We start from the raw sequence: 25671 nt of genomic DNA, 5'->3' as shown, positions 1-25671 counted from the left end.
AAAAAGGAGTTGAAAGTATCAATATAGGCCTAAGATTTGTTATAATGACCTGTGATTTCTAAAAATGGAGAAAATAAAAATGGCCATTATTCGAGTTGAAAATCTAAATTATCAATATCCTAATAGTGACACCCAAGCAATCGATAACGTCAGCTTTGAGATTCAAGCTGGCGACTGGGTGGCAATCGTTGGTCATAACGGCAGTGGTAAGAGTACGCTGGCGAAGCTTTTAATTGGGCTGATGGCTGCTGACTCAGGGAAAATAACGATCGATGGTCAAGAACTGACGCCGGAGACAGTCTGGCAAATTAGGGAAAAAGTGGGCATGGTCTTTCAGAATCCTGATAACCAGTTTGTGGGAGCAACGGTGGCCGATGATGTGGCGTTCGGCATGGAGAACCGTTCCGTTGACCGCGACACGATGGTGACCAAAGTTGATCAGGCGTTGGCTCAAGTCGGCATGCTGGATTATAAAAATCGGGAACCAGCCAACTTGTCAGGCGGTCAGAAGCAACGGGTAGCGCTGGCGGGGATTATTGCCATCGCACCGAAAATCCTGATATTGGATGAAGCGACCAGTATGTTGGATCCCCGGGGACGGCAGGAAATTCTGTCGGTGATTCAAGACCTTAAGCAGCAATTAAACTTAACGGTTTTGTCCATTACCCACGACATCGACGAAGCCGCCAATGCGGACCGGTTAGTGGTGATCGATGACGGTCGCTTTGTGGAAGAAGCAACGCCCAAAGAACTCTTTAGTCATGGTCAGCAACTGGTTGAGATGGGACTTGATGTCCCGCTGCCAGAAAAGCTTAAAGATGCATTGCAGCAGCGCCACGTTGCAATACCGCAATCATATTTAGATGAAAGGGGCTTAGCGGATTGGCTACGGACATCACGTTTGAACAAGTAAATTATTGGTATCAAGCTGGGACGCCCTTTGCTGTCCAAGCCCTGAAAGACATTAACCTTGCCATTACACCCGGCTCTTTTACGGCAGTGGTTGGGCAAACCGGTAGCGGTAAGTCCACTATGATTCAGCACCTTAACGCCCTGTTAAAGCCTTCCTCTGGCACGGTTAAAATTGGTGACAGAGTGATCACTAACGAAACCAAGAATAAACACTTGAAGCCGTTACGAAAAAAAGTCGGGATGGTCTTTCAATTTCCAGAAAACCAGTTGTTTGAAGAAACGGTCATCAAGGACATTGCTTTTGGACCACAGAACTTTGGTGTGTCGGAAGCCGATGCGTTGGTACTGGCGAAACGGATGGCTCAGGAAGTTGGACTGGATGAATCGTTATTGAACCGGTCACCCTTTGACCTCTCTGGTGGCCAAATGCGGCGAGTGGCCATTGCCGGTGTACTCGCGCTAGAGCCCGAGGTACTGGTTCTTGATGAACCAACGGCCGGATTAGATCCTCGTGGCCGCTTAGAGGTCATGCAGCTGGTTACCCGTTTACGCGAGGAGCAGGGACTGACAATCATCCTCATTACCCATCAAATGGATGACGTCGCTAATTATGCGGATCACGTGATCGTGATGGGTCATGGTGAAGTGATTAAACAGGGATCACCGCGAGAAATCTTTAGTGATCCCGAATGGCTGGAAGCTCATCAATTAGGACTGCCAGCAGCAACTCAGTTTGCATACAAGCTGCAGCAAGACGGCTTTCAGTTTGACAGCATGCCACTAACGGTTGAGGAACTGGCTGACCAGTTGGCCCCGCAGTTAGCAAAGGAGGGAATCGACCATGAATAAAGTGATGTTTGGTCGTTTCATTCCCGGGCATTCTTGGGTGCATCGGATGGATCCGCGAGCGAAGTTAATTCTAAGCTTTCTGTATATCGCAGTGGTTTTCTTTGCAAATGATTTTTGGACTTACCTCATTATGACAGTGCTATTGTTGGCATCAGTTGTGGCTTCAGCAATTCGGCTGGGCGTTTATATTCGCGGTTTGCTGCCACTATTTTGGCTGATGATTTTTACCGTGCTGATTCAAGTTTTCTTTGGCGCCGGCGGACACGTTTATTGGCAGTGGGGCTGGCTAGTGGTGAGTCAAAATGGTCTGAACAGCGCCGGTTTAATTTTAATGCGGTTTGTGCTGATTATTTTAATTTCCACTATTTTGACCTTCACTACCCAACCGTTGGAAATCGCGGATGGAATCGAGTCATTGCTGAGTCCATTGCGTAGACTGCATTTTCCAGTGGCTACGCTAGCGCTGATGCTGTCATTAGCATTGCGGTTTGTGCCGACTTTGATGGATGAGGCGGAAAAGATCATGAACGCACAGCGCTCTCGTGGCGTTGATTTTGGCGAGGGCGGTTTGCGGCAGCGAATTCGAACCATCGTACCCATTTTAATTCCACTGTTCGTCAACGCCTTTAATCGGGCAATCGAAATTTCAACGGCAATGGAAGCCAGAGGTTACCAAGACGGTGAAAACCGGACGAAATACCGGCAGTTAAAATGGCAGCGGGTCGATACGGCGTCATTAGTGATCTACATTGTCAGTTTGAGCGCCGTGATTGGATTACGTTACTTTAGTTGAGAGGAACAATACTTTTGAGATATAAAATTACATTAGCCTATGATGGCACTAACTTTGCTGGTTTTCAGCGGCAACCCAATATGCGGACGATTGAAAGTGAGCTGACGCGGGTGGTCAACAAGATGGCAAAGAATCCGACACCGGCCATCGTGGTCTACGGTTCTGGCCGGACGGATGCTGGTGTCCATGCCTTAGGGCAAGTGGTTCACTTTGATATGCCCTTTAATCTAACGGCCGAAAACATGCGTAAGGGGCTCAATAGCATGTTACCCGTTGATATGGAGGTCTTGAACGTTGACATCGTCAGTGAGGACTTTCATGCCCGCTACGATGTTTCTGGCAAGCGATACCTGTACCGAATGGATCTTGGTGAATTTCGAAACCCCTTTAAGCGTAATTACACGGGCCACTGGAAGTTTCCCGTTGACGTGGACCGAATCAATCAAGCGGCTAAGGATTTGATTGGTGAGCATGACTTTACCAGCTTTGTGGCTTCGGGCTCATCAGCACGGACTAATTACCGGACTATTTATGAAGCAGGGTGCCATTTGGATCAGCCGAATAACGAGCTGGTATTTGAATTCTATGGTAACGGCTTTCTTTATAATCAAGTCCGAATTATGGTTGGGGTGCTGGTTGAGATTGGCTCAGGTACCCGGCCAGTCGATGACATTCAAAATCTGTATCGAATCGGCGACCGTCGAGCTGCCAGACGAACTGTGCCAGCAAGTGGCCTGTATCTGAAGCATGTTTATTATGAGGGTGACGATCCCGAGCACCCTACTAAGCTGCCAAAACGTCAGCGTTAAGCTGGCTGGGGCATTTCAAACGCAGTCGGGGCTGAAGTGAAAACAAATACCGAAAACCCTTGACTTAGGGGACAGAAATTTGTACTATGTTAGTTGGTATTGTTTGCCCCACGATAAGCCCCGGAAACTTGTTAACGGATGTCAAACAAACACTGAAATTGGAGGAAATTAATCGTGCGTACAACATATATGGCTAAACCAGGTGACGTGGATCGCAAGTGGTACGTGGTTGATGCAACTGATATCCCATTGGGACGTCTTGCTTCAGCTGTCGCAAACATCTTACGTGGAAAGAATAAGCCAACGTTCACCCCAAATGTAGATACTGGTGATCACGTTATTGTGATCAATGCTTCGAAGGTTGCTTTAACGGGTAAGAAGGCTTCACGGAAGATCTATTACCACCATACGAACCACCCAGGCGGTTTAAAGCAACGCACTGCTGGTGATTTTCGTGCAAAGGATCCAGAAAAGCTGATTGAAACTTCTGTCAAGGGTATGCTTCCTCATACTTCATTAGGTCACAACATCGGCTTGAAGCTTCACGTTTACGCTGGCGACCAACATGACAATGCTGCTCAAAAGCCTGAAGTTTTGGACATTACTAACCTAATTTAAGGAGGAAATCATATTGGCTCAAGTACAATATCGCGGCACTGGCCGTCGTAAAAACTCAGTTGCCCGTGTACGTTTAGTACCAGGTACTGGTAAAATCGTTATGAATGATAAAGCAATTGAAGATTACATTCCATTTGCTAACTTACGTGAAGTGGTTGTTCAACCATTTAACGTTACTGAAACTCTAGGTAACTACGATGTTTTAGCAAACGTTAATGGTGGCGGCTTCTCAGGTCAAGCTGGCGCCGTTCGTCACGGTATCGCCCGTGCATTGCTCGAAGTCGACCCAGATTTTCGTGGTCCCCTTAAGCGTGCAGGTCTGTTAACTCGTGATGCACGTATGAAAGAACGTAAGAAGCCAGGTCTCAAGAAGGCCCGTAAGGCTGCTCAATTCTCAAAGCGTTAATATACTCGTTATATTACGTTCGAAACACCTTTTCCATGTGGAGGGAAAGGTGTTTTTTTGTTGTCCAGAAATATGCGGCATCTAAAAAACGCAGTTCACAAGTTAACTTGTGAACTGCGTTTTTTTAGTGAGTCTGGTGTTTCGCCACATAATCCGCCGGTGTCAGATAGACCCTTGAATCACCTAACACGTCACTGACAATCGACATTATTCTTGGCGGTAGCAGGCCAACCGCGTGCACTAACTCAGGCTGACCAAAGAGGGCTGCGGGGGCGCCTTCAAACTTAATTTCACCGTCGCTTAAGACAGCTATCTTAGAAAAGGTTGCTGCCAACCAGTCCATGTCATGGGTGATGGCAATCACCTGGTGTTTCTCTCGTGCCAGCTGTTGCATTAGGCGCGTGACTAACTGCTGACTTGGCCAGTCCAGTGAGATCATCGGTTCATCAAAGAGGTAAATCTGTGGATCCACAGCTAGGACAGTCGCAATCGAAAGCAATTTCTTTTCCGGCATTGAGAGGTCAAAGGGATTCTTGTCTTTGATGTCAGTTAAGCCGACTGTCGCCAATACCTGAGCCACTTTTTCGGCAATGACGGCAGCGTCAGATTCAGTTTGCGACAGGCTCCAAGCAACCTCTTTTTCTACCGTGGCGTTAAACAGCTGTGAACTGGGATCCTGAAACACAATGCCAATGGTCTTTAATCGATCCGCTGGTGATAAATCTGCGAGATCATGATGATTGATCAAAATGTTGCCCGTTTGCGGCTGCATCAGCCCGGTGAGTAGTTTAAACAGAGTGGACTTTCCCGCACCGTTTTGGCCGACAATGGCGACTAAATTTGCCGTCATCGTTAGTTGGTCAATGGTCAGTTTAAAGTCACTCGTTGGGTAGTGATAGCTGACATCGTTAAGTTGAATGGCGGTCATGCAGGCACCCCCTTAGTTGATTAACGTTTACTGGAAAAAGATCAGTGCCAAGTGACCAATTCATTGATCTGGCCAGCTGGTAAACTTGAGGTGTGCCAATCTGCCAGTCGGGCTTTAGCTGGTTGATGACTTCCAATGGCGTACCCTGATTGACTAGTTCGCCGTCTACTAGCAGCCAGAGTCGGTCTGCTATTTCGCACAAGTCATCAATTTCGTTTGAGACGATCAAAATAGTCGTTTTCTCAATGATCGTCAGCCAGTTGAAGAATTCGGTACGGCCTTGAGGGTCCATCTCGCTGGTGGGGTCGTCTAAAATGAGTATTGCTGGTTTGGTGACAATGGCGGTGGCAATCGCCAGCCGTTGTAATTGGCCACCTGACAGCGAGTTAGGCGACCGTTGCAACTGACCTGTTAACTGCAACTGTCTGGCGACCTCGGTTACTCGGTGCTGGATTTCGGTATTAGCCACCCCATGATTTAACAAATCAAAGGCTATCTCATCGGCCACAGTGTCTGCTAGGCCGCTTAACTGACTAGCAGGATCTTGCAGCACAAAACCGGTCTGCTGATTGAGAGCAGGCCAGTTTTGCGTAGGTGATAGTGGACCAAGCTGAACATCGCCGGACAAGTCGCCAGCCATCATATTGGGGATAATGCCAGCCAAAATCCGGCACAGGGTCGTTTTACCAGCGTGATGATTACCGATGATGCCGATAATGCTATTCAGCGGTGCTGTGGCGGAAATGTGATGTAACACCGCGTTAGAATCATGCCGGTAGGTGAAACTCAGATCATTTATAGAAATCTGCTGATTATTTGCCATAGCTTGCACCCGATTAATAACAGAATGACGATACTCAATAAATAGTGACTGAATTTGGCCTTAAAGTACGGATACTTAGGTGTTGCCAACGTCCGCTCCGGCCGATCAAATCCCCGTAACTGCAGCGTAATTGACCGATTGATCGACTGGTCGAAAGTCTTGATGATCAGTGGAATCAGAATCGGTAAGATAGACCGCACTTTTTGCATCACCGTTTTCTGTGGATTGATGCCCCGTGCCCGTTCGACAAACTGAATTTTGCTCAAGTTTTGCTGAATTTGAGGCAGAATGTAGCAAACCGACATGAGCAGGTAAACTAACTTGTAAGGCATACCAATGGATTCCAGGTATTTGGCGTTTTCCGACACCGTGGTGGTGCCCATGAAAAAGCCAATGGCAAAGATGATGATCAGAATCCTTGCGCTCATTGTAGCAGCATATAGAAAACCTTCACGGTAGAAGGTGATGGTCATGACCGAAAACAGCGGATGAACATTGTGGCTATAAAATAGGCCCTGAATGACAACCATGGTCACGATTAGAAACAGGCAAAAGGATACCGCATTAACGGTGGCCTTAGACAGCCGCGATAGGAGTAATAGCGTTAGTGAGAATAAAACCAGACTGATTTCAAAGTAGAGGGGCGTAAAGTCAAACGACAGCATGGTTAAAAACAGTGCCAACAGCAGTTTGGTGACGGGATCCACAAAGTTATACCAGTGCCTGCGAGCTATTTTTTGAAGGCTATCATCCCGAATATCCATTATTGGTTGTCCTTAAAGTAGTTGATCATCCGTTGCGGCAACTGACGGTAAATGAAGAAGGCGAGGTAAGCAACAACCACTTTGTCCATAATATCCAGCACAAATTCGTCCGTGAATGAGGCAATCCAGATGTTGATGTGGTTGCCGATCATTGTCGCAAACAAAGCGTCGCCCCAAGGAATACCAGTTTGGCCACCCCAGAAGATGACGTTGAGGGGTGTTGAAATAATTGCTGAAGTCAGTGCAATCAGAATTGCTGAAACGAATACCCGCTTAACGTTGCTGAACCAGCCGCGGTTGAATAAGACCCCGACCACAATACCAATAGCGATACTGGTGATTGAATAAACGGTTGAAACGGGTGATAAAGTCAGCCCGTAAATGATGTTGTTGATAAAGCCACTGATCGCGCCGGCAGTGGGGCCAGCCAGCATGCTTGCCAGATAAGTTCCCAGCGAGCCTAACCACAGCGGTAATTTCAACCCTTCGGCAAAGGCCTTCGCCACGTAGTTAATCCCAACGGCCGCTGGGATTAAGGTCACGGTTGCCACCGATAGATGCAGCTTCCACATATTAAAGCGGGATGCTTTGGTGTCGATACCATTTTCCTTCATGTTCTCTCTCCTCTTATAAAAAAGTATTAAATGATGAAGCCTATAAAATAAAAGTAAAAATAATTTAAATGAAATCAAAATAAAAGCCTTTTGTACTTTTATTTTATTGTTGACCAATTTAAGCTATTTACAAGAGATTGTCAAGCAAATTAACTTGAAAGACTTACAGCGAGGCTAACGCCAAGATGAACTTTTAGAGAAAGAACTTAGTGTATTTTAAACTTTATGTTTAATTCAGGCTGGCTAACGGTATAATTGAATCAAAGAAATCAATTACAGGAGGGACAATTGTGACTTTACAAACTTTTCCAGGGGATTTGGCCCAGAGCTTTTCCATTATTCACCGGGCTTTCCAACGAGATACACAACCAATTTATAAGACGCTGAAATTAAACGTCACCAACGCATACATATTACTTTTGCTGGAGCAGCAAGGGGAGCACAGCCAAAACGAGTTAGCCAAGCGGCTGGTGATTAATAAAGGGCAGATCACCCGTGAAATTAAACGGTTATCAGAATTAGGCTTCGTGTCACAGACCCAATCGATGGATAATCGGACGACCAACGTGATCAAGATCACGCCAGATGGCAGTAAGGTGGTTCCTAAAATCGTCGAGATCCGGAATCAGTGGTGGCAAGAGCGGTTCAATCGCAGTCACGTGAATGCGGATGCGCCCTTTGCGGAAACGTTGCAGCTGATCATGAGAGAGTTGATTGAAAGAAACAATTAGTTCAAAAAGGGAACCCGAATTAATGGGGTTCCCTTTTTTGAATCGCTATTCACTATGCAGCCGAGCTGCTCTTAGCTGCTGCTAGTTTCGCATACTTGGTTTTTTCCAACTGTTGCGCCCAAAGGTTGATGCCACCAGCAATGAGCATCAGTATCAGTGAAACCAGCATAATGTTATGCAGGCCACTGTGCAAAATGACGCGCATCTGAGGAATTAACTTGGCGGGTAAATCATTCACGCTTTGCGCGTCACTGAGTTTATTCATCATTTTCATCGTAATTTGACCACCAGAAGTACCCACACCGCGGCGCAGGGCGTGGTTCATGATGATCCCGAAGATTGACGCCATGAAGGTTTGACTGAGCATTCGTGCCAGGAAGCTAAATGACGTGGCAACTGGGACATCCTGTGCTTCGGCATCTTCTTGGACCTTGACCTGCAGCTCATTAAAGCAGGCACCGTTACCGAAGCCTTCAAACGCACCAGCTACTAACAGCAGCCAGTACGGCGCTTTGACGCCCATGACCACCATCAAAAGAAAGGCAATGATCAGGGTCAAAATACCCAGCGCCACAACTTTTTGCGGCCGTAAGAAACGGCGCATGGTTGAAACTTGAGTTGAACCGATAATGTCGGTGACGGAACTGGGAATCTGAGTGGCACCACCAATCAAGGCGCTGGTTCCTAACAGTGCTTGAGCCCACATGGGACTATAAATCAGGAAGCCTAAGAAGGCTGCCCAGATGATCATGAATAACGCGAAGTCAATCATGAGCGGCCGGTTCTTAAACAACCGGCGAGGAATGATGGGGTCTTCCACGTGGCCTTCAATGTGAAAGAGCACGCCAAGGCAAATGACGGCAAAGACGATTAAGACCGTCACAATGACTGAATTAACAGTCCCAATCATTTCAATTCCAGCTAATAACGCGATCAGTCCCACTGTCATGAGGCTGGCACCCACGTAGTCCACCGCACTGTCCACCCGGTACTTGGGATTAGACTTGTAGTAGATCTGAACCAGAATGGCTGATGCCAAGCCAACGGGAACGTTGACGAGGAACACCCAGTGCCAGCTGAAGGCATCGACAATGTAGCCCCCAACTAACGGACCGACGATGGTCGCCATACTGTAACTGGCGGACACGAAGCCCAGCACTTTCATCCGTTTACGGGGATTCTCGTAAAGGTGTGCATAAATGATATAGGGCAGCGAGACCACGCCACCATTTCCAATACCGGCAATGGTTCTCGTGATGATCAGAAAAACGATGTTCGGCGAGATTCCTTGCAAAAAAGAACCGAGAACAAAAAAGAGGGCGGCTAACTGGTAAGCCTGTTTGTTGCCAATATGCTCGCCCAATTTGCTCCATAACGGGGTGCTGACGGCCGTTCCCAACAGGAATACGGCGACGATCCAACCCATTAACTCAATCCCATGGAGGTCCGAAATAATAGCGGGTAATGCGGTATTAATAATGGTGTTATCAAGACCACTCATGGCATTCGAAAGTAATAACGCACAAGTCACAATGAAGATGTTTCGTTTTGACACTGAAGAGCCTTCTTTCATTAATTTTTTTTAGTCTGTCGTCATTCAGATATATAAGTTGCGTTCAGTCATATCATAACCACTTATTTATCTTATACGAATTAAATTGTGAATGAAAGGCGCAATCGAGATGTAACCGCTATATTGGCAAATTAGTTCATATAAGCCAGCAGATACAGGAATAACAGGGGATTGCATTTCCAAAACGGCGATTGTAAGCTAGAAATAGATTGTTAAGTTAGAGGAGTCATTTACCATGAAAAAACGATTGTTTGACGTTGTTTTAGCTAGTCTTACCCTGATCAGTTTGGCGGGTTGCGGCCATGCCACGGATGCTGCTAAAGCCAGTAAAGTGGCGTTTGTCACCACCGCTCAAGATCAAAAACAGCAGGTCTGGTACCGGCTTAATACCCCAACACCGCAAGTTAATAGTCAAGTCCGTGACGTCTTGGTTCAGCAAAAGAGTCACGTGGCGGACTATCAAGTGAACGGTCTACGGTTAACGCAACTGAGCCATCAAACGGTCAGTCAGGCCATCACGCTGGCTAAGCAAAATGAACGCCAAGTATACGCCCGCACAGTAGCTCGTCAGAAAAGTAATTACCTGGGTCAGCTAAAAACGGATAAAGCCAACCAGAAGAACTCAGATCAATATACTTATAAAAAGGGCATCAAACAGGCCAATTCACAGGCTCAACTGGATCAAAAAATGGCTGCTGAATTCAGTCAGACAACTGGTCAGCATCCCTTCAAAGTCACGAAGGCTTACCCGGTTACCGCTAAAGTTGGCAAGAACAAGAGCGGTAAGCAGGTCACCAGCGAGGTTATTCACCTAAGGGTTCAAAAGTGGCAGTTTGGGACGGCAACTACTGGTACTGTCAAGCAGGTTCCCAACCGCTATCAAATCCGGTTAACTGTTCAAAGCCTGATGCCTAAACCGGTTAAGGTCCAGGGAACTCAGTACATCGGTTACTATGGTTCGCCAGACGCGCTTGTCACTAAGACCAGCAATGCAAAGGCAATGGCCAATTTTGATACGCCCGATATCCACGGTGTGAACTAACAAATAACCGCCATCCCGAAAAGTCAGGATGGCGGTTTTTATCATTTATTGAAATGTCAGCAATGCTTAAGCGTCCGCGAATTTCTGTGCATCAGCAAAGGCTTTAGCGGTCCGAACCATGTTGGAAACAAAGCCGTATTCGTTATCGAACCATGTAGCGGTTTTGATGACTTGATATTTGCCGTTAGAGGTCACTTCAGTCAGGGTTGGATCGAAAACGCCCCCGTGAGTGTCGCCGATGATGTCAGAGGAAACGATGCTGTCTTCGTTCCAGCCAAACGAAGGGTTATCATCAGTGTAAGGTTTGATGGCAGCGTTGACTTGATCAGCCGTGACGTTTTCCGTGGCCAACACTGACACTAATTCGCAGACGGAGCCGTCAATGACTGCCACCCGTTGGGCATGCCCCTGCAGGTGACCGTCAATTTCTGGAATCACCAGTCCAATGGCTTTAGCTGCTCCAGTGGAATGTGGAATCGTGTTGGCGGAGGCGGTCCGGTTAGGGCGTAGTTTACTGCCTTTAGGGCCATCCAAAATCATTTGTGAACTCGTGAAGGCGTGGATCACGGTCATGGTGCCGACTTCCAAGCCAAACTCCTTGTTCAGGGCGTAAGCCATTGGTGCTAACGCGTTGGTGGTGCAGGAACCAGCAGAGATGATGGTGTCTGCGGGCGTGATAGTTTCTTCGTTTACGTTGTAGACGATGGTCTTGATTGGGCCAGCCGGAGCTGAGATTAAAACCTTCTTAACGCCGGCGTCCAAGTGGGCCTGGGACTTTTCCTTAGAGGTGTAAAAGCCGGTACATTCAAGGACCAGTTCCACGCCATTTTCGTTTACCCAAGGAATGTTTTTGGCATCACGTTCTGCGTAAACGCGGAAGGTCTTGCCGTCAATAATGAGTGAATCGTCAGTTGCTGAGACGTTATAAGGTACCGTACCATGAGTCGTATCATACTTAAATAAATAGGCCAGCATCGACGGGGTTGTTAAATCGTTGATTGCAGTGACTTCAATATCGGGGTCATTTAACTCGAGGACCCGACGTAATACCAAGCGGCCGATCCGACCAAAACCATTAATACCTACTTTTACCATGATCAATCTCCTCCTTATTGAGTCGCCTGAGGGCAACTTTCAAGCTTATTATACGGAGATAATTGACTATGACAACTGAATTGACTCCAGGTATAGACCGGGTCATGGTGTGCGGTATAATAGAGTTGAATGGTTGACTTAATCGGGGAACCTGTTAAAATTCATTTAGTGTGTACAACTGTAAACGGAGGGGATAATATGAGCGAATCATTACAAAGTTCGATCCAGGAAATTACGCCATCAGAGTGGGAACTCATGCGCATCGTCTGGACCAAGGGCAAACTTTATTCCCGTGAATTGATTGATCTGCTGCAAGCCAAGCGGTCATGGTCGGACTCGACCATCAAAACGTTATTGCGGCGGTTAGTGAAAAAGGGGTTGCTGACCACTGAAAAACAGGATCGGCGGTTCCTTTATACGGCGACGATCAGTGAGTCAGATGCCATGAACGGTTCAGCGGAACAGCTTTTTGACCACCTTTGTGCCATGAAGAAGGGCGCCACATTGCTGAACCTAGTTGAGCATGTGACGTTGACGCAAACTGATATTGAAAAACTGCAGGCAGCGTTAAGTGAAAAAGCGAAAACGGCACCTAAAGAGGTGTCTTGTGACTGTCTGCCAAATGGTGAACAATGTGAATCGTAATAAAGGGTTATCAGCCAACTGACTGATAACTTTTTTTGTTTATCTGACAATAGCTCAAAAGGCATGAAGAATTAAACTTCGCTAATAATTCAGTCGAATGTGGCAGCGGATGGCTAGAACTGCTGTAAGATTGTGATAATATATGCGTAAACGGCTAAATAGGTAGGAATGGAGAAAGCGATGAGTAATCAAGCAATGACATATGAACAGGATTTTCGGCGTGAATGGGGCGCCTGCGTTAAATTTTTGCGCCAGCATGAGCTTGTCGACTTTTTTGATTTGGATTTATCGAAGATTGCCGTTCGGGGACTTTTTAAATTAATGGCTCAAAAAATCAACGTGCCCTTTGCTCAGTGGAATGCGGGTAGCCTTCACCGCGGTCTTTACCGTTTTTTAAGCAGTGCGTATCAAGAAGAAATGCCTGTCCTGCAGACCGCCAAAATTTACGAATCGATGACGACTTTTTTGCTGTTTGAAGCCAAGGGTGGTCGCCTTGATATGGATGATGACCAGCTAACGACCCTGATGTTGCCGGTGACTACGGCGTATTTACTGCCCTATGGTGCTGAAGAATCATTGCCAGAATGGCAGCAGGCCACCAGCAATTCGGTTCGGCAATACGTTGACCAGTGGTTTGAAGCCTTTGTTGACTCGCCGGAGTGTGAGCCTTTGTTAAAAAAAGTGGACGCGGCCGAGTTGCAGCTTTACGTGATGATCTTTGCGGATGCGTTGTATAATCGTCAACGCAAAACGATTAAAAATACCGGCATGAATGATGTGGCCGGGCTACTGGAGCACTTTTTCCCTGGCCTGCTTTTTAAAAAGTCGGATTATACCATGCTTAAACCAGCGCTGACGGCTTTCTTTACCTTTATCCAAAAGCGGGGCTACTTACGGCCTGATCATGTTAGGCGGATTATTCGTGGTATCGAACAAGGTACGGATGCGATGCTTCACGAGCTGGAAACCCATGACTGGTATGAGTTCCCTAAGCAACGGTACGCTATGTTGGAGAGTGAAACCCCAAACGGTGGCGACAGTCAGTGGGTGCGAGAAATTTTTCAGCAATTAGATGAAGCCGAGCACGATTAACGGCTGGAGTCATCAGACTGATTGGTGACTTAAAATCGCTCAAGGTGATAAATTATTAAATTTAAGTCCTTTTTAACACCACATAGTGTAAAATGAAAGGTAGCTGTAACAGCATACAAACCTATTTTAGAGGAGATTCTAAACATGAAAGTACGTAAAGCCGTCATCCCAGCGGCTGGTCTTGGAACCCGGTTCCTACCAGCAACTAAGGCACTTGCCAAGGAAATGTTACCCATCGTTGATAAGCCAACGATTCAATTCATTGTGGAAGAAGCCAAAGCAAGCGGCATCGAAGATATTCTGATTATTGAAGGTAAGGGTAAGCGTTCCATCGAAGACCATTTCGATTCAGCGCCTGAGCTCGAACAAAACCTGAAAGAAAAGGGCAAGACTCAGCTGCTAAAGCTGGTTCAAGAGACCACTGCCGCTGCCGGCATGAACCTTTACTACATTCGCCAGCCCTATCCTAATGGCCTAGGCGATGCGATTCGTTACGCCAAGTCATTTATCGCCGACGAACCATTCGTGGTCATGCTCGGTGATGACTTGATGAACGATAAGGTGCCTTTGACCAAGCAGCTGATCAACGAATACGAGAAGACCCATTCATCCATTCTGGCCGTCAAGAAAGTGCCACACGATGAAGTGTCTGCCTACGGTGTCATCGATCCTCAAAACAAAGTTGATACTGATTTATATAACGTTAACCGTTTCGTTGAAAAACCCGCTGTGGAAGATGCACCTAGTGACCTGGCTATCATTGGCCGCTACCTGCTGACACCAGAAATCTTTGATATTCTGGCTAATCAGAAGCCTGGTAAGGGTGGCGAAATCCAGTTGACGGATGCCATTGATACCTTGAACCAGACTCAGCGCGTTTTTGCCCATGAATTTAAGGGCCAGCGGTTCGATGTTGGTAACAAATTTGGCTATGTCAAGACCAATGTGGAATACGGTTTGACTCATCCCGAAATCAAGGACGAATTACGGCAATATATTCTGGATACGGCTGATAAGCTGCGCAAGGAAGATCAATCAAATAAAAAATAAGTCAATCTGGTCAACCAGATTGCGGCAGTCCAACTCGTTAATGAGTTGGACTTTTTTAATTGATTCACTTATATTTCAATTATTTTACGGGCTAAATAATGGCGCTTGCCGGTGGTATTATAATAGGTAATATAAAAACGCTTACAGGTAGGTGGAAGCTATGTTCTACATTGGAATCGATCTGGGAGGAACCAACATCAAAATCGGGCTGCTCAACCCTGATTTAACGGTCCAGTCTAAATTAAAAGTGCCAACTGAATCAGAAACTGACAGTCAAACCGTGATGACAAACCTGATTGCTGGGGTGAAAAAATTACTAGTAGAAACCCAGACCGGTTCTGATCAGATCAAGGCAATCGGTGTCGGCGTTCCTGGTCAAATGGACATTGAACGGGGCTTGTCGATTTTTTCGCCTAATTTTTCGCACTGGGACAACGTGCCCGTCGTTCAGCTGATTGAAGATCAATTTCACGTGCCAACTTATATGGATAACGATGTGCGCGTCAATCTTTATGGTGAGTGGCAGCTTGGCGCTGGCAAGGGTAAACAGGATGTGTTGATGGTGACGCTGGGAACCGGGTTAGGGGCCGCCATGATTACTAACGGTCAGATGATGTATGGGAAATCCAATAGTGCTGCTGAGCTTGGTCATCTCAATATGTATCGTCACGGGCGTCCCTGTGCCTGCGGTAGTTCTGGCTGTCTTGGCCGTTATGTTTCGGCTAGAGGCATGGTTAAAACGGTGCAGGAACACCTAGCAGCTGGTGAGACCAGTGTGATGAGTGAATGGACCCAAGGTGATGAGACGAAGCTGACTGCCCGAATGATTTCAGAGGCTTATGACCAAGGCGATAAGCTTGCACAAGCGGTGATGCAGGAGACCGGCGAAATTTTGGGTTACGGGCTATCTTCGGCCATCAATCTGTATAATCCTGAGCGAATCATTATTGGCGGTGGCGTGGCTGCAGCTGGTGAACGGTTATTAGGCCCCACCAAAGAAGTGATTGCGGGCCATGCCCTGAAAGTTGCCCGTGAGGTATGTGATATTGTGCCTGCTCAGTTAGGCCCTTGGGCAGGAATGGTTGGCGCTGGCGTGTATGCGAAACAAAATTCCATTTGATTAATGCTATTTTTCATGTATAAGTTAGAAAAAGTTGTAGTTAAATCATTATATAGCCTTGACGCGGTCTAGACAATGATAGAGAATAGTTAGGTTATAACGTGTGAAATTGTTATAATGCAAAATTGATCCTGTTAAGGAACCCATCTTTTTCGGGTGGGGGTAGGGAGAAAAACGAAACATGAGTGAAGATAACAAAGAATTACGTCAAGCAACGAATCATATTCATCACCACCATCATCGACGCCGTTGGCTAAAACGGTTCTTTATTTGGTTGATTGCCATTATTTTCGTGGCGGCGGGTGGTTATGTTGCCTATGCTTGGCACAAACTATCGGAAACTTCTAAGATTATCTATCAACCCTCTGGCGCACCAAAATTACGGGACGCCTCTCAGGTGATCGCTAAAAAGAAGCCCGTTTCGATTTTGCTACTTGGAACGGATACCGGGGCGATGGGTCGAAATTATAAGGGTCGGACCGATACCATCATGGTCATGACCATCAACCCTAAGACGAATAAGTCGACCATGGTTAGTTTACCCCGTGACATGAAAGTTAATTTGCCCGGCTATGCAAAATATTCACCAGCTAAAATTAACTCAGCATATACGTATGGTGGTACTAAAGAGACCATTTCAACGGTTCAAAAGTATTTAAACGTGCCAATCGATTATTATCTGTTGGTTAATATGGGTGGATTGGAAAAAGCCATTGATGAAGTCGGTGGGGTGGATGTTGTATCTCCACTATCTTTTAGTTATCTGGGTGCCACGTTCCAAAAGGGACAAAAGTATCATTTAAATGGTAATAAAACACTGAAATTCTCACGAATGAGATATGACGATCCTCGCGGGGATTATGGTCGGCAAGAACGTCAGCGGCTGATCATCACTGCTCTATTGAAGAAGTCAGTGTCCTATAAGACCGTTTTGAACGACGATTTCATGATTGCCATTTCGGATGAAATGCAGACCGATCTCACGCGTAGCGACATGCTGGGCTTAGCACTGAAGTACCGCACAGCTGGTAAGAACGCCGTGTCTGATCATGCCCAAGGGAAGACCAAGATGTTAGGCGGTCAATCGTTTGAGGTTGTTTCAGCTGCTGAACGCGCCCGGGTTTCTAATGAATTACGCAGCAATTTAGGATTAACGACTAAAAATTAGTGATGAACACTACCACCATCAAAGTATGAATTCAGAATAAGACCACTCCGGAGGAAAAGCATGGAAAGTACCATCGATTTAAAAAGGATGCTCGGCATTTTACGTAAACACTTTGTTTTCATTATTGTTGCGACAATCGGATTTGGCCTGATTGCCTTTGCGGTTTCAGAGTTCGCAATGACACCAAAGTATACAGCAACAACACAGCTGTTAGTTAATCGCAAAGATGATAGTAACCCAGCACTAGCAGCTCAGAATCAACAAGCTGATGTTCAAATGATCAGTACCTATAAAGATATCGTGACGAACCAAGTGATTCTTGAACAAGCGCAAAAAGACTTAGCAAATCCAGAAAAATTAGTTCGACCAGCGACTAAGGCAATTTATCGAACTAATGCCGCAACGGGGCGAAAAGTACTCGCCCGGGCAGCGAAGCCAGCAATCTATAAATCGACCGGTAGAGCCTATGCTGTCACTGTGGGTGAGCTAAAAAACGCTATTTCGTTAAGTAGCCAGCAAAATTCGCAGGTTTTTGCGATTAACGTTGAAACCAATGATCCGAATAAATCGGCAGCAGTTGCAAACGAAGTTGCTAAAGTCTTTAAATCTAAAATCAAGTCAATGATGCGGATTAACAACGTAACAACGGTCTCTAAAGCCACACCAGATTACAGTAAGACTTCACCAAATACTAAACTGATTGTGTTACTTGGCTTTATTGTTGGTTTATTAGTAGGAACCGGATATGCCTTTATTAAAGAACTGACGGATACTTCTGTTAAAGATGATGACTTTTTACAAAATGAATTGGGCCTAATCAATTTGGGGCACGTTGCCACCATTAAAATTAATGGCAATAAACGATTTGTGAAGCCCAATGAAAGCCAGACAAGTCGCGAATTTAGGAGGGTTTAGAATGTCATTATTTCATCATAAAAAACGCCCTTCAACCGATTCCATCGAAAACGGCGTTAAATTAGTTACTGCTGTTGAACCGAAAAACGTGGTTGCAGAACAGTTCCGAACAGTTCGGACGAACATTGAATTTTCTAGCATCGATAAAGAAATCAAAACGGTATTATTTACTTCTTCTGATGTGAGTGAGGGGAAATCCACCGTATCGGCGAATGTCGCCGTGACCTGGGCACAACAAGGCAAGAAAGTGCTGTTCATCGATGCTGACTTACGCCGGCCGACTTTACACGCCACATTTGTTTTACCCAATACGCAAGGCTTGTCCACTATTTTAGCTAACAATGTAGATTTTCATTCAATTGCGAATGCTGATGTGATTGATAATCTAACGGTCATCACCAGTGGACCAATCCCACCCAACCCAGCAGAACTGTTAAATTCACAGCGAATGAAACATTTTGTTGAGGCTGCAAAGTCAGAATATGACGTTGTTGTTTTTGATGTTCCACCTCTACTAGAAGTGACAGATACCCAAGTATTATCAGCTCACGTTGACGGCGTGATCCTAGTGGTTCGTCAAGGTCTTGCACAACGTGCGGATGTTACACGTTCTAAAGAATTGCTGACCATGGTTCATGCTAACTTGTTGGGATACGTTTTAAACGATGTTGCTCCCAAGAACGGTTATGGCTACGGATATGGTTACGGATATGGTTATGGGTATGAACAATAAGGTTGAGAGGATGATACGATGATTGACCTTCATTGCCATTTACTGCCTGGAATTGATGATGGTTCAGCTAATATGAAGATTTCGTTGAGATTGGCCAGTGAAGCCGTTCAAAATGGTGTAACTCATGCTTTGTTAACCCCCCATCATATGAATGGCCGGTATATCAATCATAAGAAAGATGTCATCAGGCTGACAGCGGAATTTCAAGACCAGTTAAATCAGCACCAGATTCCCTTATCGGTTTTTCCCGGTCAGGAAGTTCGAATCAATGGCGATTTGTTAAAGGCATTAGATCAAGATGATATCTTGTTTGCCGATGAAGGTGGCAAGTATCTGATGCTGGAGTTCCCAGATGATGATGTCCCGGCGTATACTGATGAAATGATCTATCAGCTACAACAGCGAGGAATCGTGCCGGTGATTGTTCATCCGGAACGGAATACTAAGATCATGCGACATCCTGAGTTGATTTATGATTTACTTCAGAAAGGCTGCTTATCACAGATTACTGCTAGTAGCTATGTTGGCACGTTTGGTAAAAAAGTTGAACATTTTAGTGCCCAACTGATAGAGACTGGGCAATGTTATGTGTTTGCATCTGACGCACATCATTTGCCGGGCCGCAACTATGAGATGAGGGAGGCTTTTTCTAAACTCAACCAGGAGTTTGGACTTGAAACAGCTAATAATTTTGAAAATAATGCGAAGAAAATCATAAATGCAGAGGAAATTAAGACTCATTTAATTTATGCAATCAGGAAAGAAAAAAAATGGCTGGATATATTTAATTTTTAGCTAGAAAAGAGGAAAACGAGACTATGCAAGCTGGAAGCAAAAGTAATCATTTAGGTTTACTTGAGGACCCCCAAGTCTTACAACAGGAAAAAATTGATCATCGATATGGTTATCGAATAATCAAGATAGTTTTTGACAAAGTATTTAGCTTAATTGCTCTTATTTTCTTAATTCCAGTATTTTTGATTGTTGCTGTTTTGATAAAGATTGATGATTCAAAGGGACCTGTTTTTTATTCGCAAATAAGGATTGGAAGAAATGGTCATCCCTTCAAAATGTATAAATTTCGCTCAATGATAGTTGATGCAGATAAAAAATTTGAAAAAGTTGTTGATAAAAATGAAGTTGATGGCGCAATGTTTAAAATGAAAAATGACCCTAGAATTACGCATATAGGACGAATAATACGTAAGTATAGCGTTGATGAATTACCACAGCTTTTGAATGTTTTGAAAGGTGATATGGCACTTGTCGGTCCTAGACCACCCTTGGAGCGAGAGATAAAACAATATACTGAGTATGATAAACAACGCTTGTTAGTTACACCTGGATGTACGGGACTTTGGCAGGTCACTGCCAGAAACAGTGTCGGTTTTCATGAGATGATTAAATTGGATATCAAATATATTCAAAAGTCTGGTGTGCTTTTTGATTTTTATATTCTTTGTAAAACAGTTGAAATAATTATTAAGCCTAACAATGCTTATTAAACAGAAATTCAGTTTGAAAGGCGGTGGGAATTAGTACATGAACAACTTGAGTATTCCCCAAAAGCCAACTAGAGTTGCAATGATTGGGGAAAATGGTTGGCGGTGGTGTAGAACAATTAATATTAAACGCATTTCAATCCGTAGATCATGATAAGTATCTTTTTGATTTTATCATAGACTCAGATTCGACTATTATACCCAAAAGACAAATTCATGAATTCGGAGGGGAAATTTTCCTTATTTCGCCTTATCAAAATCTATTTAAGTACTTTAGTGACTTAAATAGAATATTGAGACAAAAGCAGTATGAAATTGTGCATGCAAACATTAGTACTTTAAATATTTTTCCGCTATTTATTGCTTGGGTAAACAAGGTTCCAGTGAGAATTTCACACACACACAATCTTATAGCCAAAAGTGATGGTTTTAAAAAAAACTTTCTTAAATATAGCTTACGGTTATTTTCAAATTTCTTTGCAAATGCATATGTAGCACCAACTTATGAAACAGGTCGATGGTTATTTGGCAGACAAATTGCAGATAAAAAATTACTAATTCTGAAAAATGGTGTGAATATTTCCAAATTTAAGTTTGATTCAACGGTGAGAATAAAATTGAGAAAACAGCTGAAAATTAGGGACGAAGATATCCTAATCGGTGATTTCGGGAGATTGGTAAAAGGGAAAAAGCATATTTTTGCAATGAAAGTATTACAAAAGATGCATAAACTTAATCCTAAATATAAACTCTTGATTATTGGTGAAGGGCCTCAGAGGGACTATTTAACAAAAATTGCAGCATCAAATGATTTTATGTTCTTATTGCCAAATAGAAGTAATATTGAGGATTATTATTCAGCAGTTGATGGAATCATTTTTCCGTCTTCTCGTGAAGCTTTTGGTATGGTTGCTGTTGAAGCACAGATTTCCGGTTTACAGGTTTTTGTTTCCAAAGGGGTTCCGGATGATGTTGACTTTAAGCAAGATTTAATTGTCAGGATATCTAATTGGAATGTAGATTCATGGTGTTCAAAAATTATAAATAAAATAAATACTAATAGAATTAATTTTGACAAGTCAGCATTTAATTCTGGATTTTCTCTACAAAATTTAGGTATGACTTTACAGAATTATTATGATCAACAGTTAGAAATAAGGGGAATTTATGGGGAAAATACTAACAATAACCATACCAAGTTATAACGTAGAAGAGTTTTTAAATCCATTATTAAAGTCATTCGTTAGTTTGCATTTGGAGAATGATCTTGAAATTTTAGTTGTTAATGACGGTTCAAAAGATGATACATTGAAGATTGCTAAAGAGTTTGCAATACAATTTCCAAATTTAATTCGGGTCATTGATAAAGTGAACGCTGGACATGGTTCAACTATTAACGTAGGGATCTTAAAAGCCACAGGACAATATTTTAAGCTATTAGATGCTGATGACTGGCTGGAAGCTGAAGCATTAAAAAAAATGATTTCTTTTTTAAAAAAAGAATCTGTAGATATGGTTGTTTCGCCGTATCTTGAGTTTAATGACAAAACTAAAAGGCAAAGTATTGTATACCCATTTAAACCCAATAATTTGAGAGAAAGCGTTGATTATGCGTATGGACATGGTATTTATAAAGTTCCGCCCATGCACAGTATTATATATAAAACTAGTATTTTAAAAGAAAACTTTTTAGATATAAAAGTAGATGAAAATTCTTTTTACGTTGATGTTGAGTATATATTATATCCAATTAAGTTTATAAAAACTATAAAATATACTTGTAGCCCTCTTTATGTATATAGAATTAATAGAGAGGGACAATCAACCAGTGTAGATAAATTTATAAAAAATAAAGCACAGCATAAGCAAGTACTAGTTAATATAAATGAGCACATGTCTTCGATGGGGATGAATAACAGTATCGTTTGTAGTCGTATTAGCGAAATGATTGCTGCCCATTTTAAAATTATTTTGTTGCAAAAAATAAGGAAATCCACTTATCAAGAATTAAAAAATTTTAAGCGTGAAATAGACTGGAATTTTAATTATAAAATTGAGGATATGAATGAACCTATACAATTTTTAATAAAGAGTCATTTCTTGATTTTTCCGGTGCTACATTTTTTAGCACTGTGGAAAGCTAAACTTGGTGAATGGTAGTGAATTAAAGTGAGGATATATTTTTGAAAAAAGTTTGTATTTTTACCCCACACTTATCGGGCTTTGGTGGAACTGAAACAGTGATTTCTAATTTGTTTTCAGAATTTGATACAGTTGCTGATTCAAATTATCATTTAAAATTATTTTGTGTTGGCGGGTATGAAAATGGTGAATGGTTAAAAGGAATTAAAGATCGAAAGATCATAAGCTTTGGTAAATCTATGTTTTTAAGAAAAATAAAATACGTATTTTTTTTACCGTTTCTCTTGCCATTTCTAATTGCCAAAGAAAAGGATGCTTTTGCAGTTGTAGTTACACATCCTATCATGTGGTATATTTTATTCTTATTCAAAAAAATTTTTCGGCGAAAGTATCTCATAGTTGCTTGGTATCACTTTTCTTTAAAGAATAAACCAATAAAAAGAACTTATCTCAATAAAGCTGACGGATATTTTGCAATTAGTTCTGGAATTGCAGGACAGTATAGAAATTTGGGGATTAGCAAAGAAAAAATTAGGACAATCTATAATCCAGTATTGCGCAATTCAGTAACCGTTCCGAGAACTTTCAGTGATGATAAGCGAAGATTTATATATGTTGGCAGAGTAATGCTTGATGGTCAGAAAAATTTGAGATATTTGATTGATGTGTTAGCAAATGTTCATGGCAACTGGGAACTCTTGATTTATGGACATGGTGAAATATCAAAAGTTAAAGCATATATTCAATCAAAAAATTTGAGTGCAAAAATTAAGTTTATGGGTTTTAAAAAGGATGTTTGGACAAGTTTATCTAGGGTAGATGCGTTATTATTAACTTCCAAATTCGAAGGCTTTCCTATGGTTCTGAATGAAGCAATATCTGTGGGCATACCAGTTATATCAGTTAATTGTGAAACAGGCCCGGAAGATATAATAAATAGGAACAATGGTTTTCTTGTTGAAAAAAATGATCAAAGCCTTTTTATCTATTACTTACAAAAAATGGTGGATGGACAGATTCAACTAAGTGATTATTTGCAAATTAAAAATTCAATAAATCAATTTTACTCTGATAATTATTGCCTGAATTTTTGCAATGCGCTAGCATCATTAAAAAAAGAAAATTAGCTTTGACTTTTAAAAGGTTTTTCTGATGTTAATATCAGTGTAGTGAAGTTTTCTATCTGATAATTGTCAGATTTAATTTGATAAGATTTTTGAACACGAGGTATTCACTTTGACTTTTTATCTATTACAATTTGCTTTTTTTATATGTTACAGTGCTCTTTTCTTAATAATATTTAGGAATAGATTGTTTTATTATTTCACCGCTATTATGCATTTATCATTGCTTTTAGGCCTTAGGTCCTACACAGTGGGGACGGATACACCATCATATGTTAGTTTTTATATCCATCAGGCTAACAACTTTAACCAAAATGGTTCAGCTATATATATTTTTCTTGAAAAGATAGTTTGGAGATTTGTAGGAAACAATTATCATGGCTGGCTATTTGTAATTTCGTTCATAACTATTCTGTTGATAATGTTAAGCTTCTCAAACTTTTCACGACAGTATAATTTTATTTTTTTAAATTTATATATATATATTAGTTTTTTTTTCTATTTTGAAAGTTTTAATATTCAGCGGCAATTTTTAGCAATAAGTGTAACAATGCTGTCAGTTAGCCTGTTGGATAGAAGAAAATGGTTTATTTCTTTTTTGTTAATTATTATTGCTGTTGGTATTCATAGTACTGCAATTGTTATGTTTGCGGCATTTTTAATTAAATTCATAAAAAAGAATAAAAGGAATTTTATAATAGTTTCAGCGTGCTCGATGGGGTCCGCCTTAAGCTTAAACATTTTAAACCTAATTTTTTCAAGATTATTTATCCATTATGAGATATATAATGATGTAACCTCTTTAAGTTCAAAGGGTGGGTCCTTTTTCTTAGGCTTTTTTGTTTTTGTAATGTTACTTGTAGGTATTTATATTTCTAATATTTTGGATGAAAGTGAAGCAAGCTTTTTGGTTTTTTTAACAGCAATTGGATCCGTTCTTTACATGGTGGGAATGAAATCCCAGTTGATAGTAAGAATTGCAAATTATTTCATTGTTTATGCTGCACTTTCTTTGCCTCTGATTAACTTTGAAATTTCAAAAAGATTTGTTCAAAAACGTGTTGTCTTTTTAATTCTAACAAGTTTAGTGATGTTTGTCGGAATTATAATATTTATATATAAGCTTTCTGGGAATTACGGTGATATAATTCCTTATTCAATGAATTAATGGAGATTAGTTAGTTTTCATTTGAATTGTTATATTTATAACTACCAGTAAAGACTGAAGACGTAAAGTCACAAGCTATATTTTAATACCCTGATTGAATATTTCCTGTTTTGAAAGGCGGGTACCTTTTATTGATTTCTATCATTATGACTATCTATAAAGAGCCATGGGAGTGGCTACATTCTGCTTTAGAATCTATAATTAATCAATCTTATCAAAATATTGAGTTGATTATTGTTATTGATAACCCTAATTATGACGATATTGATCAATTAAAAAATCAGCTTACCAAGTGTAATGTTAAATATATTTGTAAGACTAATTTGGTTAATGTTGGATTGGTTTCAAGCTTAAATTATGGTATAAGTTTAAGCACCGGGGATTACATTGCCAGGATGGACAGCGATGATATCGCATGTACGGATAGGTTAGAGAAAGAACTAGAGTTCTTACAGAAGAATAATTTTGACCTGATTTCTTCAGATGTAAAGAAAATAGATGAAAGGGGAAATCAGATTGGTAATTCGTATTATACTAACAATTTAATGGCAAATGACATCAAAAAAATTGAAAAATGGCAAAATGTTTTTTGGCACCCAACTTGGCTTGGAAAGCGGAAAGTGTTTGAACACTTACAAGGTTATAGAAAGATACCATTTGCTGAAGACTACGATTTTGTAATTCGGGCATTGTTAAGAGACTATAGGCTTGGACAGCTTTCTAATCAAACAGTTTATAAAAGAGTTGTTAGTTCTTCCGTCAGCGAGTCGAAAGGCTTGGAGCAGATCTTAATTGCAAACGAGTTAGCTAAAAATTATAGGCAAGGTAAGGTAATGCCTTTAAACTATTTAACGAAAATTCATATTAATTCGAATCAGAGTAATAGATATAAACTCATTAAGAAAAAATTTTTTAATAGAAAGTATCTCAGTATTCCAAGAAAAATTTTTTTCATAGGTAGTTTAGGTACTTCTAAGATTGGTCGAATCTTTTTAAGAAATGTTTTAATTCAAAAAATAGCTTCTCTTAAAATTAGACATCGAAAGTGGGGATAA

28 protein-coding genes are annotated in these 25671 nt (G+C 42.1%); 22 read left to right on the top strand and 6 right to left on the bottom strand.

Annotated elements, in window-relative coordinates; translation table 11 throughout:
- Positions 1-79 precede the first annotated feature (79 nt).
- The 6 genes from IWT5_RS05935 (at position 80) to rpsI (ending at position 4387) form a co-directional block, all read left to right on the top strand.
- Positions 80-913, top strand: coding sequence for an energy-coupling factor ABC transporter ATP-binding protein (locus IWT5_RS05935; RefSeq protein WP_439959083.1), 834 nt, complete (start codon positions 80-82; stop codon positions 911-913).
- Entirely contained in the window at positions 883-1761 is an 879-nt protein-coding gene (locus IWT5_RS05930; RefSeq protein ID WP_089109043.1) for an energy-coupling factor ABC transporter ATP-binding protein, read from the top strand. The genes IWT5_RS05935 and IWT5_RS05930 overlap by 31 nt, the downstream gene beginning before the upstream one ends.
- Positions 1754-2554, top strand: a complete 801-nt coding sequence (locus tag IWT5_RS05925; protein ID WP_089109042.1) for an energy-coupling factor transporter transmembrane component T family protein — start codon at positions 1754-1756, stop codon at positions 2552-2554. The genes IWT5_RS05930 and IWT5_RS05925 overlap by 8 nt, the downstream gene beginning before the upstream one ends.
- 14 nt (positions 2555-2568) lie before the next feature.
- Entirely contained in the window at positions 2569-3363 is a 795-nt protein-coding gene (gene truA / locus IWT5_RS05920; protein ID WP_089109041.1) for a tRNA pseudouridine(38-40) synthase TruA, read from the top strand.
- Between the two features lie 174 nt (positions 3364-3537).
- Positions 3538-3981: a 50S ribosomal protein L13 gene (rplM, locus tag IWT5_RS05915; protein ID WP_089109040.1), complete on the top strand. Its 444-nt coding sequence runs from the start codon at positions 3538-3540 to the stop codon at positions 3979-3981.
- Between the two features lie 13 nt (positions 3982-3994).
- Positions 3995-4387, top strand: coding sequence for a 30S ribosomal protein S9 (gene rpsI, locus IWT5_RS05910; RefSeq protein ID WP_089109039.1), 393 nt, complete (start codon positions 3995-3997; stop codon positions 4385-4387).
- A gap of 124 nt (positions 4388-4511) precedes the next feature.
- On the opposite strand, the gene IWT5_RS05905 is transcribed toward rpsI, so the two are convergent.
- From IWT5_RS05905 to IWT5_RS05890, 4 genes are read right to left on the bottom strand one after another with little or no spacing between them, the layout of a single operon-like run.
- The gene (locus tag IWT5_RS05905; protein ID WP_089109038.1) at positions 4512-5315 is read right to left on the bottom strand and encodes an energy-coupling factor ABC transporter ATP-binding protein; all 804 of its coding nucleotides are present in this window, start codon (positions 5313-5315) and stop codon (positions 4512-4514) included.
- Positions 5296-6138 carry an energy-coupling factor ABC transporter ATP-binding protein gene (locus IWT5_RS05900; RefSeq protein ID WP_089109037.1) on the bottom strand — a complete coding sequence of 281 codons (843 nt, stop codon included), beginning with the start codon at positions 6136-6138 and terminating at the stop codon, positions 5296-5298. Before IWT5_RS05900 ends, IWT5_RS05905 begins: the two co-directional genes overlap by 20 nt.
- Positions 6111-6902 (bottom strand): energy-coupling factor transporter transmembrane component T family protein, encoded by a 792-nt coding sequence (locus IWT5_RS05895; RefSeq protein WP_089109036.1) that lies wholly within the window; start codon positions 6900-6902, stop codon positions 6111-6113. Before IWT5_RS05895 ends, IWT5_RS05900 begins: the two co-directional genes overlap by 28 nt.
- A complete protein-coding gene (locus tag IWT5_RS05890) occupies positions 6902-7516 on the bottom strand; it encodes an ECF transporter S component (RefSeq protein WP_089109035.1) in 615 nt (204 codons plus the stop codon). Before IWT5_RS05890 ends, IWT5_RS05895 begins: the two co-directional genes overlap by 1 nt.
- Before the next feature lie 290 nt (positions 7517-7806).
- On the opposite strand from IWT5_RS05890, the gene IWT5_RS05885 reads away from it, so the two are divergent.
- Positions 7807-8247, top strand: a complete 441-nt coding sequence (locus IWT5_RS05885; RefSeq protein WP_089109034.1) for a MarR family winged helix-turn-helix transcriptional regulator — start codon at positions 7807-7809, stop codon at positions 8245-8247.
- Positions 8248-8299: 52 nt separating this feature from the next.
- On the opposite strand, the gene IWT5_RS05880 is transcribed toward IWT5_RS05885, so the two are convergent.
- Positions 8300-9802, bottom strand: a complete 1503-nt coding sequence (locus IWT5_RS05880; RefSeq protein WP_191981290.1) for an MFS transporter — start codon at positions 9800-9802, stop codon at positions 8300-8302.
- A 253-nt stretch (positions 9803-10055) separates the two neighbouring features.
- Between IWT5_RS05880 and IWT5_RS05875 the strand changes: the two genes are divergently transcribed.
- Entirely contained in the window at positions 10056-10862 is an 807-nt protein-coding gene (locus IWT5_RS05875) for a hypothetical protein (protein ID WP_089109032.1), read from the top strand.
- Positions 10863-10928: 66 nt separating this feature from the next.
- Here the strand turns inward: IWT5_RS05875 and gap are convergent, their stop codons facing one another.
- Positions 10929-11960, bottom strand: coding sequence for a type I glyceraldehyde-3-phosphate dehydrogenase (gap, locus tag IWT5_RS05870; RefSeq protein WP_191981293.1), 1032 nt, complete (start codon positions 11958-11960; stop codon positions 10929-10931).
- Positions 11961-12155: 195 nt separating this feature from the next.
- Between gap and IWT5_RS05865 the strand changes: the two genes are divergently transcribed.
- The 14 genes from IWT5_RS05865 to IWT5_RS05800 all read left to right on the top strand — a co-directional run bounded on the left by IWT5_RS05865 (position 12156) and on the right by IWT5_RS05800 (position 25671).
- The gene (locus tag IWT5_RS05865) at positions 12156-12602 is read left to right on the top strand and encodes a CopY/TcrY family copper transport repressor (RefSeq protein ID WP_089109030.1); all 447 of its coding nucleotides are present in this window, start codon (positions 12156-12158) and stop codon (positions 12600-12602) included.
- Between the two features lie 180 nt (positions 12603-12782).
- Positions 12783-13694, top strand: coding sequence for a hypothetical protein (locus IWT5_RS05860; RefSeq protein WP_089109029.1), 912 nt, complete (start codon positions 12783-12785; stop codon positions 13692-13694).
- A 144-nt stretch (positions 13695-13838) separates the two neighbouring features.
- Positions 13839-14744, top strand: coding sequence for a UTP--glucose-1-phosphate uridylyltransferase GalU (gene galU, locus IWT5_RS05855; RefSeq protein ID WP_089109028.1), 906 nt, complete (start codon positions 13839-13841; stop codon positions 14742-14744).
- A 160-nt stretch (positions 14745-14904) separates the two neighbouring features.
- Positions 14905-15864, top strand: coding sequence for an ROK family protein (locus IWT5_RS05850; protein ID WP_089109027.1), 960 nt, complete (start codon positions 14905-14907; stop codon positions 15862-15864).
- A 181-nt stretch (positions 15865-16045) separates the two neighbouring features.
- Complete coding sequence (locus IWT5_RS05845) at positions 16046-17032, top strand: LCP family glycopolymer transferase (RefSeq protein WP_089109026.1); 987 nt, start codon at positions 16046-16048, stop codon at positions 17030-17032.
- A gap of 60 nt (positions 17033-17092) precedes the next feature.
- The gene (locus tag IWT5_RS05840; protein WP_089109025.1) at positions 17093-17947 is read left to right on the top strand and encodes a YveK family protein; all 855 of its coding nucleotides are present in this window, start codon (positions 17093-17095) and stop codon (positions 17945-17947) included.
- A gap of 1 nt (position 17948) precedes the next feature.
- Entirely contained in the window at positions 17949-18680 is a 732-nt protein-coding gene (locus IWT5_RS05835) for a CpsD/CapB family tyrosine-protein kinase (RefSeq protein WP_089109024.1), read from the top strand.
- Between the two features lie 18 nt (positions 18681-18698).
- On the top strand, positions 18699-19475 hold the full coding sequence (locus IWT5_RS05830) for a tyrosine-protein phosphatase (protein WP_089109023.1): 777 nt from the start codon (positions 18699-18701) through the stop codon (positions 19473-19475).
- 23 nt (positions 19476-19498) lie between these two features.
- Complete coding sequence (locus tag IWT5_RS05825) at positions 19499-20185, top strand: sugar transferase (RefSeq protein ID WP_089109022.1); 687 nt, start codon at positions 19499-19501, stop codon at positions 20183-20185.
- A gap of 92 nt (positions 20186-20277) precedes the next feature.
- Positions 20278-21387 carry a glycosyltransferase gene (locus IWT5_RS05820; protein ID WP_225360242.1) on the top strand — a complete coding sequence of 370 codons (1110 nt, stop codon included), beginning with the start codon at positions 20278-20280 and terminating at the stop codon, positions 21385-21387.
- Entirely contained in the window at positions 21350-22342 is a 993-nt protein-coding gene (locus IWT5_RS05815; protein WP_089109020.1) for a glycosyltransferase family 2 protein, read from the top strand. Before IWT5_RS05820 ends, IWT5_RS05815 begins: the two co-directional genes overlap by 38 nt.
- A 23-nt stretch (positions 22343-22365) precedes the next feature.
- Positions 22366-23451, top strand: a complete 1086-nt coding sequence (locus IWT5_RS05810) for a glycosyltransferase (protein ID WP_089109019.1) — start codon at positions 22366-22368, stop codon at positions 23449-23451.
- A gap of 109 nt (positions 23452-23560) precedes the next feature.
- A complete protein-coding gene (locus IWT5_RS05805) occupies positions 23561-24616 on the top strand; it encodes an EpsG family protein (protein WP_089109018.1) in 1056 nt (351 codons plus the stop codon).
- A gap of 131 nt (positions 24617-24747) precedes the next feature.
- Positions 24748-25671: a glycosyltransferase gene (locus tag IWT5_RS05800; protein WP_089109017.1), complete on the top strand. Its 924-nt coding sequence runs from the start codon at positions 24748-24750 to the stop codon at positions 25669-25671.

Origin of the sequence: Secundilactobacillus mixtipabuli, assembly GCF_002217925.1 — a bacterium.
In the GTDB taxonomy this organism is placed as follows: Bacteria; Bacillota; Bacilli; order Lactobacillales; family Lactobacillaceae; genus Secundilactobacillus; species Secundilactobacillus mixtipabuli.
This window is presented reverse-complemented; position numbering and strand designations above follow the sequence as displayed.